General features: G+C 57.7%; 13 protein-coding genes and 1 tRNA gene. 9 read left to right on the top strand and 5 right to left on the bottom strand.

What is annotated here, in order from left to right:
• The first annotated feature begins 7 nt into the window (after positions 1-7).
• Positions 8-1,630, top strand: coding sequence for a DUF4912 domain-containing protein (locus TSACC_RS12060; RefSeq protein WP_075079525.1), 1,623 nt, complete (start codon positions 8-10; stop codon positions 1,628-1,630).
• Positions 1,631-1,677: 47 nt separating this feature from the next.
• A complete protein-coding gene (xerA, locus tag TSACC_RS12055; protein ID WP_202815958.1) occupies positions 1,678-2,550 on the top strand; it encodes a site-specific tyrosine recombinase/integron integrase in 873 nt (290 codons plus the stop codon).
• Positions 2,551-2,657: 107 nt separating this feature from the next.
• Here the strand turns inward: xerA and rpmB are convergent, their stop codons facing one another.
• The 4 genes from rpmB to TSACC_RS12035 all read right to left on the bottom strand — a co-directional run bounded on the left by rpmB (position 2,658) and on the right by TSACC_RS12035 (position 5,301).
• Positions 2,658-2,924, bottom strand: a complete 267-nt coding sequence (rpmB, locus tag TSACC_RS12050) for a 50S ribosomal protein L28 (protein ID WP_075079523.1) — start codon at positions 2,922-2,924, stop codon at positions 2,658-2,660.
• A gap of 45 nt (positions 2,925-2,969) precedes the next feature.
• Positions 2,970-3,956 (bottom strand): GDP-mannose 4,6-dehydratase, encoded by a 987-nt coding sequence (gene gmd / locus TSACC_RS12045; protein ID WP_075079522.1) that lies wholly within the window; start codon positions 3,954-3,956, stop codon positions 2,970-2,972.
• Positions 3,953-4,678, bottom strand: a complete 726-nt coding sequence (gene rph / locus TSACC_RS12040; RefSeq protein WP_075079521.1) for a ribonuclease PH — start codon at positions 4,676-4,678, stop codon at positions 3,953-3,955. The genes gmd and rph overlap by 4 nt, the downstream gene beginning before the upstream one ends.
• 77 nt (positions 4,679-4,755) lie before the next feature.
• Complete coding sequence (locus tag TSACC_RS12035) at positions 4,756-5,301, bottom strand: hypothetical protein (protein ID WP_075079520.1); 546 nt, start codon at positions 5,299-5,301, stop codon at positions 4,756-4,758.
• Positions 5,302-5,415: 114 nt separating this feature from the next.
• On the opposite strand from TSACC_RS12035, the gene TSACC_RS12030 reads away from it, so the two are divergent.
• Positions 5,416-5,492: transfer RNA gene (locus TSACC_RS12030), tRNA-Pro, on the top strand.
• A gap of 200 nt (positions 5,493-5,692) precedes the next feature.
• Here the strand turns inward: TSACC_RS12030 and TSACC_RS12025 are convergent.
• Positions 5,693-6,748 carry a LacI family DNA-binding transcriptional regulator gene (locus TSACC_RS12025; protein WP_075079519.1) on the bottom strand — a complete coding sequence of 352 codons (1,056 nt, stop codon included), beginning with the start codon at positions 6,746-6,748 and terminating at the stop codon, positions 5,693-5,695.
• 139 nt (positions 6,749-6,887) lie between these two features.
• Between TSACC_RS12025 and TSACC_RS12020 the strand changes: the two genes are divergently transcribed.
• The 6 genes from TSACC_RS12020 to TSACC_RS11995 are packed head-to-tail and all read left to right on the top strand — an operon-like array spanning position 6,888 to position 16,363.
• A complete protein-coding gene (locus tag TSACC_RS12020; RefSeq protein ID WP_075079518.1) occupies positions 6,888-7,946 on the top strand; it encodes a LamG domain-containing protein in 1,059 nt (352 codons plus the stop codon).
• A 19-nt stretch (positions 7,947-7,965) separates the two neighbouring features.
• Positions 7,966-8,721, top strand: a complete 756-nt coding sequence (locus TSACC_RS12015) for a LamG domain-containing protein (protein ID WP_075079517.1) — start codon at positions 7,966-7,968, stop codon at positions 8,719-8,721.
• A gap of 9 nt (positions 8,722-8,730) precedes the next feature.
• The gene (locus tag TSACC_RS12010) at positions 8,731-9,462 is read left to right on the top strand and encodes a type II secretion system protein (protein ID WP_075079516.1); all 732 of its coding nucleotides are present in this window, start codon (positions 8,731-8,733) and stop codon (positions 9,460-9,462) included.
• A gap of 19 nt (positions 9,463-9,481) precedes the next feature.
• Positions 9,482-11,503, top strand: coding sequence for a DUF5696 domain-containing protein (locus tag TSACC_RS12005; RefSeq protein WP_075079515.1), 2,022 nt, complete (start codon positions 9,482-9,484; stop codon positions 11,501-11,503).
• A 20-nt stretch (positions 11,504-11,523) separates the two neighbouring features.
• Positions 11,524-13,794: an endo-1,3-alpha-glucanase family glycosylhydrolase gene (locus tag TSACC_RS12000; protein ID WP_075079514.1), complete on the top strand. Its 2,271-nt coding sequence runs from the start codon at positions 11,524-11,526 to the stop codon at positions 13,792-13,794.
• Positions 13,787-16,363, top strand: coding sequence for an endo-1,3-alpha-glucanase family glycosylhydrolase (locus tag TSACC_RS11995; protein ID WP_075079513.1), 2,577 nt, complete (start codon positions 13,787-13,789; stop codon positions 16,361-16,363). Before TSACC_RS12000 ends, TSACC_RS11995 begins: the two co-directional genes overlap by 8 nt.
• Positions 16,364-16,366 lie beyond the last annotated feature (3 nt).

The raw sequence follows: 16,366 nt of genomic DNA, 5'->3' as shown, positions 1-16,366 counted from the left end.
ACCGCCTATGAGCAAGAATGAAAAAGGTGGGGCTGACGAGGTCAAAGGGTTTCAGTTGCGCGAAACTCCGATCATCGAGAGTCCCGTAGGATCATCCCCGGTGCCTCAACCTATGGCGGAGCGCGAAACCGATGCCCTTGATCAACTCGGAGATCTGCCTCACTCGTATGGTTCCGACACGATCTTTCTGGTCGCCCAGGAACCCAAGTGGCTTTTTACCTATTGGGATATCGACATCTCAAGGCATCCCGGAGGACAGGCACAACTGCGGGTCTATCGGGGAGAATCGGAATTGGAATCCGAGATCAACGTCCCTTTTGAAACTCGCAACTGGTATATTCCAGTCAAGGAAGCCGGAGCGAGCTATACGGTCGAAATCGGGTACTACAGAGGCCAGGCCTGGCATACGATCTCCCGGTCCGTCACGGTTCAGACGCCTTCAGACAAGGTTTCGGACTCTGAGAGTTTCGACTACGCCAGCATCCCGCTACACCTGAGTTTCCAAAAACTGACGGATAGCATCGAAACGGCCATCCGCTCCGGCGAATCCCTTATCGAAGCGATTTCTCGTCTTCAACGCGAAGGTCACATCGCCTCGCATGTCACGCCTTCGAGCTTTGCAGAGCTGGTCAGCGTCCAGCGTGCCTTGCTTGAGTCGCTGATCGGTGCACCCCTGCTGGAGGAACTGACCAGTGGAGGTCTTTCATCCGCAGAGATCGACTCTCGCATTCGCACCTATCTTGAGGAACGTCTTAGCAGCGCAGGAGCCAGCGAATGGTTCAGCAGCGAGCTTTTACATTCCGCAGGATTGAGCGGCCTCGGGCTGTCGAGCGCACTCTCATCGGGTGAGGTCGGGTCAAGCTGGAATATTGGAGCACTCTCCAGTTGGGCGTCCGGGGCACTGACGAGCTGGATTTCTGCCGCTGGCGCCGGCGCCAGCTGGACATCACAGTCCAGTTGGAATCTCGTTGCGACGACCAGCTGGGCCGTGGAATCTCTCGGCAGTTGGTCCCAGGCAGCTGTCTCAAGCTGGGGGGCTGCCGCCGTCACGAGCTGGCTGCATGCCTTGCAGTCCAGTTGGTTCCAGGCCGCACAAACAAGCTGGATCCAGGCTGGTCAGACGAGTTGGTCACAGGCAGCCCAGTCGAGCTGGCTGCAAAAGGCCGAGACAAGCTGGCTGCAAGCCGCTCAAGCCAGTTGGTCACAGGCTGCACAATCGAGTTGGGCGGCAGGTGCATTGTCCAGTTGGAATCAGGCGGCCCTGTCGAGTTGGACCACTGCAGCAACATCGAGCTGGGGCGGAGCGTCTGAGACCTTGAGTTCGCCCGGCTTCGGAAATCGCGGATTCTTCATGCACGTCAACGCAGAGGTCATCTTCTACGGAGGCACTGACCCTCGCGCCACCGTGACGATCGATGGAAAGCGGATCGCATTGAATCCTGACGGCACGTTCCGGTATCACTTCGTCTTTCCCGACGGCAAATACGAGATTCCCATCGTGGCAACCTCTCCCGATGGCGTAGAGACACGCTCGGCGATCCTGCGCTTCGAACGAGACACCCAGAAATACGGCGAGGTCACCGACACGGCTCAGCCTCCGCTCCCCTCGCCTATCGGACCCGTATCCTGAGGAAATCAGAAAAAGCTCCTGCTCGCCGAAAGATCGCAGTCGATCCTTTGGCTGAGCAGTTTTTCAAGTATCTGGAGGCAGAGAAGAATGCCTCACCACATACTCTGACGGCCTACCGTCAGGCGATGCAGGGCTTTCAGAAGTTCCGTCCCAATACGTACTGGAAAGCCGCCAAGGCCCAGGATTTCCGGGAGTACATGCTCTTCCTGATGAAAGCCGGGAAAGCCCGGGCGTCGGTACGCGCTCAATTCTCCGCCCTGCGCAGCCTGTATCAGTTTCTCCGCATGCGCGGCCTCGTCACCACTGATCCGCTCAGTGAAATCAGCATGCCAAAGGTCGAAAAAAGCCTGCCGCAATTTTTCACCAACTCACAGGTGGAAACCCTACTGCAAAAGCCCGTCGAGGAAGAGAAAACCAAGCAGGCTCCGCCATGGATGCTCGCCAGGGATAAAGCAATCTTCGAGCTCTTTTACTCCACAGGCATCCGCCTTTCCGAACTCGTCTCCCTCGACGTCCGCGATTTGGACCCGTACTCAGAAACAATCCGGGTCATCGGGAAGGGTTCGAAGGAACGCATCTGCCCGGTCGGCTCCTTTGCACTCGAGGCCATCTCGCATTATCGCAGCCAGGCCAATGTTCATGCAGGCCCGCTCTTCATCAACAAATCCCGCCGTAGGCTCACGGGCCGTTCGGTTTGGCTGGCGATGAAAAAGCACCTGCGCGCGGCCGGACTGCCCGAAACCATGAGCCCGCATAAACTGCGGCACACTTTTGCCACTCACCTGCTGGACAACGGAGCGGATCTCCGGAGCGTCCAGTCTTTGCTCGGCCACGCCAGTCTCTCCACGACGCAGATCTATACTCATGTCACAGCCGATCGCCTGAAGCGCGCCTATGAAAATGCCCATCCACGGGCGTAAAAAAAAGCGGTGATCCGAAGATCACCGCTTTTGAAGATTTCGAGATCTGGAGAAGAGTTCCTTAAAACGGAAGCGACTTCGCCAAATTGACCTAAAGCTCGTACAGCCTACTTGACTGCGCCCGCCTTGCGGAGCGTCTTGTAAGCGCCGTTCTTCGAGATCGTCTTGTGGGCGCGAGCCGTGGCCTTGACGGTTACGAACTTCTTGAGTTCCGGAACCCAGACGCGCTTGGTTTTGAGGTTGGGCAGATGCCAGCGAGGCACCACCTTGGTCACGTGCATGCCAATGCCGCCTTTTTTCTTGGCGAGGCCTCGGCGGTGGATCTTGCCACCGCGTTTCGGGCTGGCTCCTGTAATTTCACACTTTCTAGCCATGATTTTTGGAAAAGGGGGTGATGTTCGTTTCGATTTGTCTGTTGGTCAAGCCCGTTTTTTCAAGAGCTCGAGGTCGGCGTCGACCATGATTTTTACGAGTTCGGCGAATTTCACCTTCGGCTCCCAGCCGAGCTGACGCTTGGCCTTGGCCGGATCACCCACCAGGAGGTCCACCTCTGCCGGGCGCTCGTAGCGTTCGTCGTGTTTCACAAACTCCTTCCAGTCAAGATTGACATGATTGAAGGCGTGCTCGAGGAATTCGCGAACGGTGTGGGTCTCGCCGGTAGCCACCACGTAATCGTCGGGCTGATCCTGCTGTAGCATGAGCCACATGGCCTCGACGTACTCCGGTGCATAGCCCCAGTCCCGCTTGGCATCGATGTTGCCGAGGAAGAGTTCCTTCTGCAGACCGAGCTTGATAGCGGCGACGGCACGGGAAATCTTGCGGGTCACGAAGGTCTCGCCACGACGCGGGCTCTCGTGGTTGAACAGGATACCGTTCGTAGCAAACATGTTGTAGCTCTCGCGGTAGTTCACGGTCGCCCAGTATGCGAAAACCTTGGCGGCACCGTACGGGCTACGAGGCCAGAACGGAGTCGTCTCAGTCTGCGGCACTGCCTGAACCTTGCCGTACATTTCGCTGCTGGAGGCCTGATAAAAGCGGGAATTCACACCCGCCTCGCGCATGGCCTCGAGGATGCGGATCGAGGCGACGCCGGTAACATCTGCGGTATACTCCGGGATATCAAAGCTCACACGGACGTGGCTCTGCGCGCCGAGGTGATAAATCTCATCCGGTTTGAGGTTGTAGATCAGCTTCACGAGCTGCACCGAATCCGCAAGATCACCGTAATGCAGGAAGAGCTTCACGCCATTAACGTGGGGATCCTGATAGAGGTGATCGATGCGGGACGTGTTAAATGTACTCGCACGGCGAATGATGCCGTGAACCTCGTAACCCTTGGAGAGAAGCAGATCGGCCAGATAGGAGCCGTCCTGCCCGGTGATGCCGGTGATGAGCGCTTTTTTCATGCGGAGAGTAACTGATTTTGGATGGAGAGGAGGGATTGGATGCCTTGGCGTCCGAGGTCGAGCATGGCGGTAAGCTCGGCGTCCGTAAAGACCGCTTCCTCGCCTGAACCCTGCACTTCGACATATTCGGATTTGTCAGTCATGACCAGATTCATATCAACAGAGGCGTCCCTGTCTTCGAGATAGTCCAGATCCAGACGCGGTTCTCCGTCCACGATGCCCACGCTGACTGCTGCTACGCGGCGCTTCATTGGCAGTCGGGAAAGCTTCCCTTGATTGACCAAAGCGCGCAGGGCAAGCTCCACCGCCACACAGGCACCGGTTATCGATGCGGTGCGGGTACCGCCATCCGCTTGCAAAACATCACAATCGATCCAGATAGTCCGCGAGCCTATTGCACTCAGATCGACCGCCGCGCGAAGAGAACGCCCGATCAAGCGCTGGATCTCCGTCGATCGCCCATCGATCTTGCCGCGGGTCGCATCGCGCGTCTTGCGAGACAGCGTAGAGTACGGCAGCATCGAGTACTCGGCCGTCAACCAGCCACCCTGCACCCCCTGCTCTTTCATCCAGCGGGGCACGGTATCCTCGATCGATGCGGCGCAAATCACCCGTGTACTGCCAAAACTGCACAATACGCTTCCCTGAGCGTTCGGAGCGATACCCGGTTCCAGGGCAATTTTCCGCAACTCAGAGGGTGATCTGTTATCTCGGGACGGCATGAGCCGGACAAGATGCTCAGTTTGCCTCTCTGGAGACAAGCCAGATTTGGAAACCCATAAAGATTCCATCCCGTCCACTAAAGGGGTGCGGGATTCCTGAACGTCACTTCTTTCAGCTTCGATTCCTTAAGACGGAGAATGCATTGCTCCTTCCCGCAAAAAATGAACGGGAACAGTCCTCCCTTTTTCCTGAGTGCCTCTTCTTCAGATCTCGGCGCCAGAACAAAAACACACTCGCTAGTGCCCCATCCCGGCCCCCCTTCCCCTGGAGTCACTGCTCCGAAGGTACCCCACACATATATCCGCTCCTTTCCATGCCATGTCCCGAAACGAACCCGCAGGGCGATAAAGTCATATCGCATCGATTCCCGGCTCAGGCTTTGCAGCATCTCGGAAATGGCCGTGAGCGCAAGCTGGTCGCAAGAATGAACGGGAAAGTACCGTTCGCGTAATCTTTCGGTGTAGCCTGCCAGCCACATCGCCACCGCCGCAAAGCCCAATACAATCACAGCGCAAACTGCCACCAGAAGTACCAACTCCAGAAAGAACTCCCCTGCGGTGAGCTCGTTTTTGAGCCAGACAGGAACATCAGTCCGATCACTTGCTTCGAGGGAAACCTGCATGGTCTTTTAGGGCTCCTGCGATTTTCAATTTTATCTGCTTGCCCCGCAAGAACCTTCCGGGTAGGTTACGCGACTCGACGATTTCCGTCGAGGTGATCAACAGATCACACCTGTCGGGCCGTGGCTCAGCTTGGTAGAGCGCCTCGTTCGGGACGAGGAGGCCGCGAGTTCGAATCTCGCCGGCCCGACCAGTTTCCTTCCTGTATTTATCAGGGTTCCCGGATTGCCAGACTTAAGCAGGGATACAATTTTCTCTTCAAGGAATCGGGACCGCGCAGCGACAATCAGGGGCCACGCCTGCAAGGGCTGGTACCCCAGCCAATTCGGAGCGTAGATCATCCGCAATGGTTTTCTATTTTCCCCATCCCCTCCTTCCGTTCAGGAAGGCCACTCATCGACTGCTGAGAGCCAGGCTTGGAGTCGGAATATCGATCCATTTTCCGGGAACGAGGACTTCGGTAGGATGTTCCGGGAATCCGACTTTGTTGCGCATGAGCTGATTGATAACGACCTCACTCGCTTTGCGTCCCAAGGTTTCATGGCTTTCATCAATTCCAGGGAACTGGGAATCCCGGGACCGGTTTAGACAGGAGATTTGCACTCCTCTTCCATCCTGCCGGTGGCATGGGACTCCCATCGCGGCCAGGCGTGGAGCTTCATCTCCGATTGCGGTGATCAGTGCGTCGGGCTTCCACCGTTTGAACCATCGTCGAAATTCCTCCTCGGAAGTGTCATGCACGGTTCCCACAAAAGGCTCCAATTTTGGCAAATCCGAAAACTCCCATTGCGACATCAGATATCCAGCCATCCATAATGACGGAATCTCGTGAATATGAGAAAGAGTCGGCTGACAGAATCCGATCCGCCGACAGCCGCGCGCGAGCATGGATTGATAGCACATAACCATGCTCTGGGTGTGATAGGTGGAAACCCGGTTCACCGCCGGTTGCCTCCAAGTGTGGCTCACAGCGACAGCCGCATAATTTTCCCACCGAAAATTCAACTCGGGCCACCTGTGGGAAAGGCGCGGCGCCGCCAGAATGATGCCTTGAATCCCCCTCGCCCGCAAACGTCTGTCGACCAGCTCCGGTGAGGAATCCGGAGCTCGCAGGCAAAAACATTCCACATGATATCCATGCTGATTTGCCTCCTTGCGATACCCCTCATAGTTCGCCGAATAGGTTTCTCGATGCCAGTCCAGCCAGGCATGCTCGGAAACCTCATCAACCAAAATGGCGATACAGCCGAAGTCTTGTGGACTGCGCCCCTCCCGTATGGTGGTCATTAAGGAGGTCACGTACGGGTTGGGGCGATAATCCAGCTCACGGGCCATCTGCTGCACCCGTTCTCGCATTTTCAGGGAAACACGGGGGTGGTTCCTGAGCGCCATCGACACGGTTGCCTGGGTAACTCCCAGCTGTCGGGCGATAGTGAGCTGATTTGCCATATGCTTATTGTTATAAGCACCAGACAATTTGCAAGCTCTGAGCACCTATTGTTCACTCAAGCAGCGCCCGAAACGTATCTTCCCAACAGAAGCCACCTCAGACGCATCCAACATCCAACCCCAGACCCACGAGAAGACCATGAAATCACGTTATCCCGCCCTTCGGGCACTTCCCCTGCTTGCCTTGATGCTCGTCCTTGCCGGGCACCCGCTTCAATCAGCTCTCGTTTATTATATCCCCTTTGATGATGGGACGAATGCCAGCCTGGCTAATTATGGCAACCTGGGAGGGACAGCGACCATCAGTGGAACTCCGGCACCCACGGCCAGTTCAACCTCGGTAGCGCCCAATATCGGCAGCAAGTATTCGGAAGATTGGCAGACGCCTACCAGTACGGCAACCGGATCTGTCGTGCTGCCTAATAGCACGACCCAGTTTCGCATGAACACCACAGGCAGCAAGATGTCGATCAGCACCTGGATCCTTTGGGACGGATCGTTCAACGGATCGGCACTGTCTGGGGTAGTCAATGCCATGAACGCCTCCAATAACGTGGGCTGGTCTCTGTACGTGACAAACGATGGAACCCTCCGGTTTCTCTACAACACCTCCTCCAGCACCTTTCTCAGTCGTTCCAGCTCGGGCGGAGCTGTCTCGACCGGAACGTGGCTAAACGTGGCAATCACGCTGGATCTCTCCACCACCAGCCCATTGAACATGTATGTCAATGGAAGCTCCGTGTACTCCGGCACTCTTGGAAATGTCACCCTCAATACGACCACGCAGGCCATCTCGCTAGGGTCCGTGGACGGGGGGCGCTCCCTGAACGGAAACATGGACGATTTTGCCATGTGGGATACCGTTCTCACATCCGCCAAGATCAAATCAATCAACACGGCCCCCACTCTACTGAATGGGTACAACGCAGGCATAATGAACAGCCTGTTCACCGCTTACGACACCATGGGTTCCCAGACGGTAGGGAGCCTGACATGGAACTACTCGACAAATTTCGACGTGACCGGCCATTCACTCGGGGATACCTGGAAGGCTTCCAACGGTGAGTACTACATGTGGCTGGCAGGAACATCCTCCAGCGCCCTGGGACTCCAGGCGGTTCCCGAACCGGCATCCATCTGGTTGATCGTGGGTGGGAGTTTCTTCCTTATTAGTATACTCCGGCGCAAGCGGCGCTAAATTCATCCCCCCAGTTCTTATGAATCACACAAAAATTGCCGTTCTTTCGCTCCTTGCCGCCGCCATCGTGCCAGCCATAGCCGATGAGTCTGGCCCCCTCTACCGGCTCGATTTCACCGACGGATCATTCGCCAATACGGGCTCGGTCGGAGGAGAGGCGGAGCAAAATCCTGCCTACAAGGGACCGACGACTGTTCAAATCGAACCAGATGACAAGAACATCTGGTCGGCAAAGTTTGATCCGTATCCCAATGGTTCCCGGGGGCCCTCACTGGAGCTCCCGGACAGCTCTGGACAACTCCGGCTCGGCGGAGCAGACGATACACTCACGGTCGCGGCATGGGTGAAATGGAATGGCCCGGACCAACATCCCGATGACAAGCAGCCGATCGTCTGGAAGGGCATTGATGACACGTATGCGAGCTGGATCTTTTCACTAAATACGGCGGGCAGCCTCCGGTTTGACTGGAAAAAGGCCGGGACCGGTGGCAGCCAGCGAATCACCGAGGAAACAATCTCCGCCGGGGAATGGCATCATGTCGCCATGGTCTGGAAAAACGCCGATCCAGGCGGGCTCGCTTTTTACATCGATGGCAACCCGGTAAAGGCAACCGTCCCGTACACCGGCGGAGGCCCCCTGGAAAGCGGGGACAAGCCTATCATCATCGGTGCGAATCCCAATGGTCACATGCCTCTCAACGGCTCTCTCCGCGGGCTTCAGCTCTTCAACAGGGCGCTAGAACCCGAAGAGATCGCTGAACTGGCAAAACCCTGACTCATCCCGATGCTTCAGCCTCTCCCCCCTCAAAAACAATCCGGCTTCACCTTGGTTGAGCTCCTGATCAGCATAAGCATCGCTGGCACCTTGGCGGCTTTGCTTTTTGCGACTCTGCCACGCATCCAACAGCGCGCGGCGGAGGCTAAATGCATTGGCAACCTCCATACAATTGCCAATGCCAGCGCGATCTATGTGGGGGAGTACGGTTTCTGGCCGTCCTTCAACCGTGAGGATGTCAACAATCCCTCGGCCTATGGCTCGCACCCTTGGTTCTATTCTCTGCTAACTCAAAAGTACCTCCCTTATCGCACGGTGGATCGGGACGGCTATCCCTGCATGGTCGCCGACGCGCTGATCTGCCCGGCCAACAAGACCAACCCGGGCTCCAGGTATCAATGGACCTCTGCGCCGTTTCCCTGGCGATCGAACTACACCACCACCACCTACTGGGGTAACAATGGCGGCAAGCCCGACGTCATTCCCGGCGCCGGTGACCGGATCCGGCCGAGTGTCATCACGAATTCGAGTGCGATCTACCTGATCGACTCCACCTCGTCGTCCCAGGCCGGCTACCCGAGCCAGGCGGCCGACTGGAACTCCAAGAACAGCTTTATCGCCAAGGTCCATAGTGGCGGAGCAAATGCCCTGCTGGCCAATGGCGCCGTCGTCCGCATCACGCCGACCACGCATCCCGACATTGCGTCCACGAAGTACTGGGATCCCCGCTTTCAGCAATAATCTCTCGCGCCACAACACCATGACTGAACTCGCATCTCTTCCTGACTTGTCTCTGGACGCCTCCGGCCATTTTCGGTTGACGACCCCGACCGGAGCTCTCTGGACGACGAGTGGTCCGCTCCTCATTCTCCACTACTACGATCGGCAGCATCCGCGCGCCCAGTTGGTGGCCGCACCATCCGGCGATGGTCAGGCATTTGGCACAGCCGGAACGCCTTCCCTTTCGGCGCAAGGATTTCTCAGAAGGGTGTCGTCCAGCGACGGAGTCATTCGAGCAAGGGCAGACTTTCCTAATATTCAAATCGCGATCGACTTTGAAATCCGCCGCAGCAAAACGGGGTTCAGCTTCCGCATCGCGGACGATGGCGTGGTGGAAAATCATTCAAGCCTTTACCGGATCCTCCGCATCGAAGTACTGCCGGAGTTTGGGGCCGCAATCACGGGAGAAAAGGGCTACCTCACCCTGCCCAACTGGTCGGGCTGCCAGACGTTCTACGACAAGTCGTACCCGCGTGAAGTTCGTCAGACGATCTACAGCAGCAACGACCAGTGGGAATACAACTGCAATATGGGGCTCTTCGGGATTACACGTGCCCAGGGCACCCTTTGTGGAATCGTGGCAGCCGGAGACTACGACGCCGAGCTGATTTGCCGCGTGCATTGGGAGCAGGCCCGGACGAACAGCATTCATCCCTGCTTTGTGTACCGGTGGCAGCAGGAGGATGAACGAATCCCTGGACCGCGCGAGATACTCTACCTCTCCGCGCCTGAGGACGCGGCTGAGGGTGAAGGATACGCTTTCTGCGGAACCTCTTACCGCGACTTTCTCCGCCGTGAGCGTGGGTTGCTTTCCTGGAAGGAGAAAGCAGAGACACGCCCCGTGGTCCTCGACTACCGGGACCGGTTTTTCCTGAAGATTTTCATGGCTTACAAAGAGCCGCAAGCCGACGGCCATGGCCGCTACCACGCCACCTGCACGTTTGCCGAGGCACGCGCGATCCTGGAGGATTGCTTGCAGCGCGGCATTCGCAATCTCGCGGTGATGCTGGTCGGCTGGGGCGTGGATGGACATGACGGGATGCCGCCAACCCGCTTCCCGGTGGACGAACGTCTCGGCGGCGAAGAGGCCTTCCGGCAGCTGATCTGCTGGTGTGCCGAGAACGATATCCTCCTGGGCGTGCATGATTCCTATGGCGAAAGCTATGAATGCTCGCCGGAGTTTGATCCGGCGGATGTCATACGAAACCGGACTGGTGAGCTCTGGCAGGGCGTGATTTGGAGCGGTGGGCAGGTCCACAAGACCTGTCCCGGAGTCTTCGTCGATAAACACACCAAACGCGATGTCCCCCGCCTAAGACAACTAGGCATTTACGGCCATCATCACGTGGACGCGATCGGCAGCTTCATGACCTGCTACTCGGAGGACCACCCGCTCCCGCATCGGTCGGATTTTGCCGCAGAGGTGCGTCGGATGTTTCATTTCATTCAAGCCGAGATGGGCAGTGTCTCCACTGAGATGCCTTTCGGCCCCTATTTCGAGGCGGTTGACGGGTACTTTCACAGCTACTCGCACCCAGGGCCGTGGCATCGCGCCTCCGCGGTGGGGCAGTACTTCCTCGACCGCACGATTCCGCTGCTGAGCATCGTCCTGCACGGAAGCATCAACTGCGGCGAGGGCGCGGGAGAGCTCAGGACCGATCCGCTCTTCTGGCTCGACTGGGGATTCGTTCCGACATGGGAGGTCTGCATGACTCCTTCCAAGTCTTTCGGTATTCCGGCCTATCAATCGGTGGCGGCAGATCTTTCCGCCATTTATGCGCAGTACTTCGGCCGAGACAACCTTGCTGCCACCCTCAATCCGCTCACCATCGAAGGCCGCTGGGAACCAGGCGAGGGCGTCTCGTGCACCCGCTATTCCGATGGCACCGAGGTGCTCGTCAATCGCTCCGAGTTTGCGTGGCAAGATCTCGCTCCGCAAAGCTACCGAATCAATAGTCCTGCGACAGCACGTCGAGACTCCTGCGAGCCGGCGCTCGCCTGAAAATCTTCAGCCCTTCCTCCATGAAGTTGTTCCCGTTGAGACCCCGTATTTTTCCGTTCGTTCTCGCCTTGGCTCTCGCGGCCATATCGTGCTCTTCCGTGGGCGCGGAAGAACCTCCAAAAACCATCTTCGCCCACTACATGGGCTGCTATCCCACCGGATATGGGCCGACCGAGACTCATTGGCAAAATCAGGCGACGGAGATGAAGCACGACAGCGCGAACTTTCTCGCGGCCAATGGAGGCCGCATCGTGAACTGGCCGCTGGTTCCGCAAAATCGCAGGCTGACTCCGGCACAGGACGCGGAGCTGGAAATTCGCCGCGCGATCCGCGGTGGTATTGACGGGTTCGCCGTCGATGCCTGGGCAGGTCGAGATCAAGCCAAGGCTGTGCTGGATGAACTCTTCGCGGCGGCCGAGAGGATTGGGAAACCTTTTGCACTCACCGTCTGTCTCGATCCCGCCTGCCACGAAAAACGCGATACCGGCAATCACATCGACACGTACACGGAAACAATTCGATGGCTGCTCGAGCGCCACGGCCAAAGCCCTCACCTCGCCCGACGCGATGGCAAGCCGCTGATTTTCGGCTATGGTTCCAATGGAATTATCTTTGATCCCGCTTTTCGCGCTTTGCCGGAGACTCCAGAAAAATGGGCTCGCGTGGCGGAGGCTTACCATCAAGTGGAGAAGAATGTCGGCCAACCCCTCTTCTTCCATTTCTGCTTCGATAATCTTGGTTCGAAGCCTCCGGAAATTCGCCAGCAAGCTGCAGCGTGGGCGGGCAAGGAGTTCGGGGCGGTCGGCGGATTCCTGGGCAATGGCTGGGATGACGACGAAGCCACGATCGCCGCTATCAAATCCGGCGGGGCTGAATGGAGCCAACCCCTCTTCTTCCAATATAATAATAAAGCTGGGAGTCTCATCGTGGAACCCGGCACCGACAAATTGCGCAAGGCTTGGAAAAAAGCCCGCGACACCGATGCCACGCTCCTGCAGTTCGTCACCTGGAACGACTACGGCGAAGACACCGTGCTGGCACCCGGTTACAGCACCAACTACACGATCCTCAGCCTCAATCGCTATCTCTCGGATTGGTGGAAACAGGGACGCGAACCCCAGGTGGACAAAGATCAGCTTCACCTGATCTTCCGACGGTCAATCAACGGAGCCGAAGCCTTTCCCTTCCACACTCGCCGAAGGGTGGATGGCGTGCTGGAGATTGCGAGCATCCTGACGAGCCCCGGCCGCATCACCGTCCCTGGCTATAATCTGACCTACGAAGCTCCGGCTGGACTTTCCGTACGGCAGGTTCCACTTCAGACAGGCGAAGTTTCCGCCACACTTTCCCGCGATGGTCAGGATGTTCTTTCCGTGACAGCCCCGGAAAAAGTCACCGACCATCCTTTCCGTGAAGACAATTCGATGGTCTGCTTTTCCAGCAACTTCCTGGACGAGTGGCGCACGGATTTTGGCGATACGCCTCCCCTGCTCTACAGCGAATACGGAGACATCGATGGAGATGGGCTGCCCAACTGGTTTGAGATGTATTATTTCGGAAAATTCCCCGACCTTTCCACCGCCACGGCGGCCCAGCCCGGCGACGATCCCGACGGCGACGGACGAACCAACCTGGAAGAGTGGCAGGATCGGACAAATCCCCTCACCGCGGAACGTCCCTACGAGCCTGGTTATGTCTGGGACATGTCCTCGATCACAGAAAACAGCCTCAGCTTCAACCCGGACCGCGACTCTCACGAGCGTGACGTGTGGTTCTATTTCTACAAACACGGCGACGCTGGAAAGATCGCCCACGACGGCCATTACACACGCATGCCCTCCAGCTGGCAGGATGTTCCCTATGCGGGAAAGATGGCCCACCTCTCTCCTCCTCAGGATCCCGAGGGGATACCCTACAAATATCTTCATGGCTGGATCGCCCACCGCCAAGCCTCCGATGGCCGTTGGCAAATGATCATGCGGCCACGCGCCAACGCGGCGGTGATTGTCGGCTGGAAAAGCCCGGTGGACGGAAAAGTCAGCGTCTCGCTGGATGTCGCGGAGGTTAACGGCGCGGATCCGCTCATTCTGGAATTGAGCCGCAACGAGGAATCCGCCCCACTCCATACGGAATCGATTCCCGCTGGCAGCACCGCGCAGATCGCCTCCGGAACCATCGAGGTCAAAAAAGGCGACTTCCTTTATCTGGTCGCTGACGCAAACCCCCGCTCGGACAGCCCGTTTGCAATGGTGGAAAACCTACGGGTAAAACTGGAGACGCTTAATGACTAGGACTCTCGCCACAGCAGCGCTTTACCTGGGCGCAACACTGGCTCTCGTCGCCGGGGAAACACCCCGCGTCTTTGCCCACTACATGACGTGTTTCTCCGCCACGCCGGAGTTCTATCAACGCGAAATCCAGCTGGCGCGCCGCTACGGCATCGACGGCTTCGCTCTCAATTGCGGCGAATGGAAGAAACCGCTTCCTGATGGCTCCATCCAGGACAGCATTTATGTGCGTAACGCGGATTTCCTTTATCAGGCGGCCAAGGAAACCAGCCCCGATTTCAAACTGTTCTTCTCGCCGGATTTTGCAGGCAAGGCCATTAGCGAGCATACGGACCTGAACCTCAGCGATATGGTCAATCGTTACGCCGACCACCCCAACCAGTTTTACCATGGCGGAAAGCAGTTTCTCTCAGGGTACTCCGGGCGGCTCGATCAATATGCTGGAGCCAAAGAAAAGCTCCGCGCCTCCGGCCGAGACATCGTGCTCGTTCCCGCGGCTTCGCTGGGGGCTCCTTATCCGGTGACCTGGAGTTACGAGAGTGCCCTCAAGCTTCTCCCGGAGGGAGGCCCTCTCGACGGACTCTTTCGCTTCACCTGCGACGGCTCGGTATCCGATCTCGTCGAGGTCAACTCGCTCGGCCGCCGAGTGACGCTCTTTCGAGACAAACTTTACATAGCAGGTGCGTGCCCGGCCTACAACAGTCCCAATCTGCGCGACTTTGCAGGGATGAGAGGTTACATCGCCATGTGGGAAGGACTGATCCGCGACAGCGCTGACTATGTCGAGATTGTTACCTGGAACGACTATAACGAAGACTCAATCCTAACGCCTTATCGATGGCGCGCTGGCGGAAAAACGCAACCCACCGACAAGCGCTACTTCAATCGCGACGAAAGCTTCCTCGATGTTACCGCTTACTATGCCGAATGGTTTAAGAAGGGTGTGCGTCCTGCGATCACCCAGGATAAAATCTATTTCGCATATCGGAACCGCAGCCGCGAGCTTACGAAGATCTGGGACGAAAAGGAAAAGAAGTGGGATGACATTCGCTTCACCCGCTACCCCTACGATCAGATCCACGATGATGTCCGTGACATGGTCTACGTCACCGCATTCCTGACCGCTCCTGGTACGCTTGAGATTGCACAGGGCGACCAGGTGGACCGCTTTCCGCTCGCCGCCGGTGTAGTCCATGCGGAGGCGCCGCTGCGGCCCGGCTTTACGCCGCAATTCCGCCTGCTGCGAAATAAAGACATGCTGATCGACGTCGCGGGACGCAAGGAGATCGTCTCCGAGGCCACAGCCACCCAGCAAAACAGTGTGCAGGCCTATCATCTCGCCAACCGCACGTGGATGAGCGGGGCCGTCGCCGGGAAACCGACACACTCCTTTGCCCTCGACGACAAGACGCTGAAACCCGGCAGTGAACCTCTCGTGATCGCGACAAAGTCTCTCGGCGATGCGCCATATAACTTTCGCCTCACCTATCGCAACTCCGGGTCAACCGAAGCCCGTCTGACTCTCTATGCCAATGGCGCACCGGGTGCAGAAGGAGAGTTCCCGCAATATTTCCCGCTCACCCTACCGCCCACTGGAGGGGAATACCGCACCATCTCGTTCTTCTGGTCGACCTGGGACGCCAATACTCGCTTCACTATCAGCAGCGATCATTCCGATGACGCAAAGCTTGCCGGCGCTGACTATAACGATTTCGGTGAAGCGACGCTGCACAGTCTCGAGCTCATCCCCATCGAGATAGCGAAATCCTCACCCGCGCCTGAAGCCAGGCATCCCGAGCTGGTCGCCATCCCTGGTGGTGAGTTCATGATGGGCGGGCCCGGTGGCTCCCTAGACGAATCTCCGGCTCGCCGCATAAAGGTCTCCCCCTTCGCACTCGGAAAATTTGAAGTCACCAACGCGGAATTCGAGCGCTTCCTGCCCGCCCATCACAGTCTCCGCGATGGGTTCTCATGGCGCGACCGCGAACCCGTGATTTACGTCTCATGGACGCAAGCGGCCGGTTACTGCAACTTCCTCTCGCGGGAAAATGGCCTTGTCCCATTCTATGACGAAAAGACCTGGCAGCCTGTTCCCGGAGCCAACGGTTTCCGCCTGCCCACGGAGGCCGAGTGGGAATACGCCGCCAGCGGTCGCGGTGAAAATCGCACCTATCCGTGGGGCAACGAACCCCCAACGCACAACCTCGGAAATTTCCAGCTCGACGCGAGCATGAGCATGTCTCCCAAGCGTACGGCCTCGGTCGGCGGAGGCGTCGAGGTCGTCGGCGATTTCCCGGAGGGCGCCTCGCGCGATGGGGTGATGGATCTCGCTGGCAACGTCTCCGAGTGGTGCAACGATACCTTCCGCGATTACACCCCGGGAGATGCCACCGATCCGCTCAGTACGCAGACCTCGCCATATCGCGCGATCCGCGGCGGCTCGTGGGGTTACTACAACCACTCGCAGCGCGTTCGGGACCGGGAATACAACAGCCCCGGCTTCGGCGGCTACATTTACATCGGCTTCCGTGTCGCCATCAATGCGGACGGACTGGCCCAGCTCTCCAAATAGACC

Origin of the sequence: Terrimicrobium sacchariphilum (assembly GCF_001613545.1) — a bacterium.
GTDB classification, from domain to species: domain Bacteria; phylum Verrucomicrobiota; class Verrucomicrobiia; order Chthoniobacterales; family Terrimicrobiaceae; genus Terrimicrobium; species Terrimicrobium sacchariphilum.
Note: the sequence above shows the minus strand (reverse complement) of the source record. Positions and strands in the feature narration are given on the sequence as shown.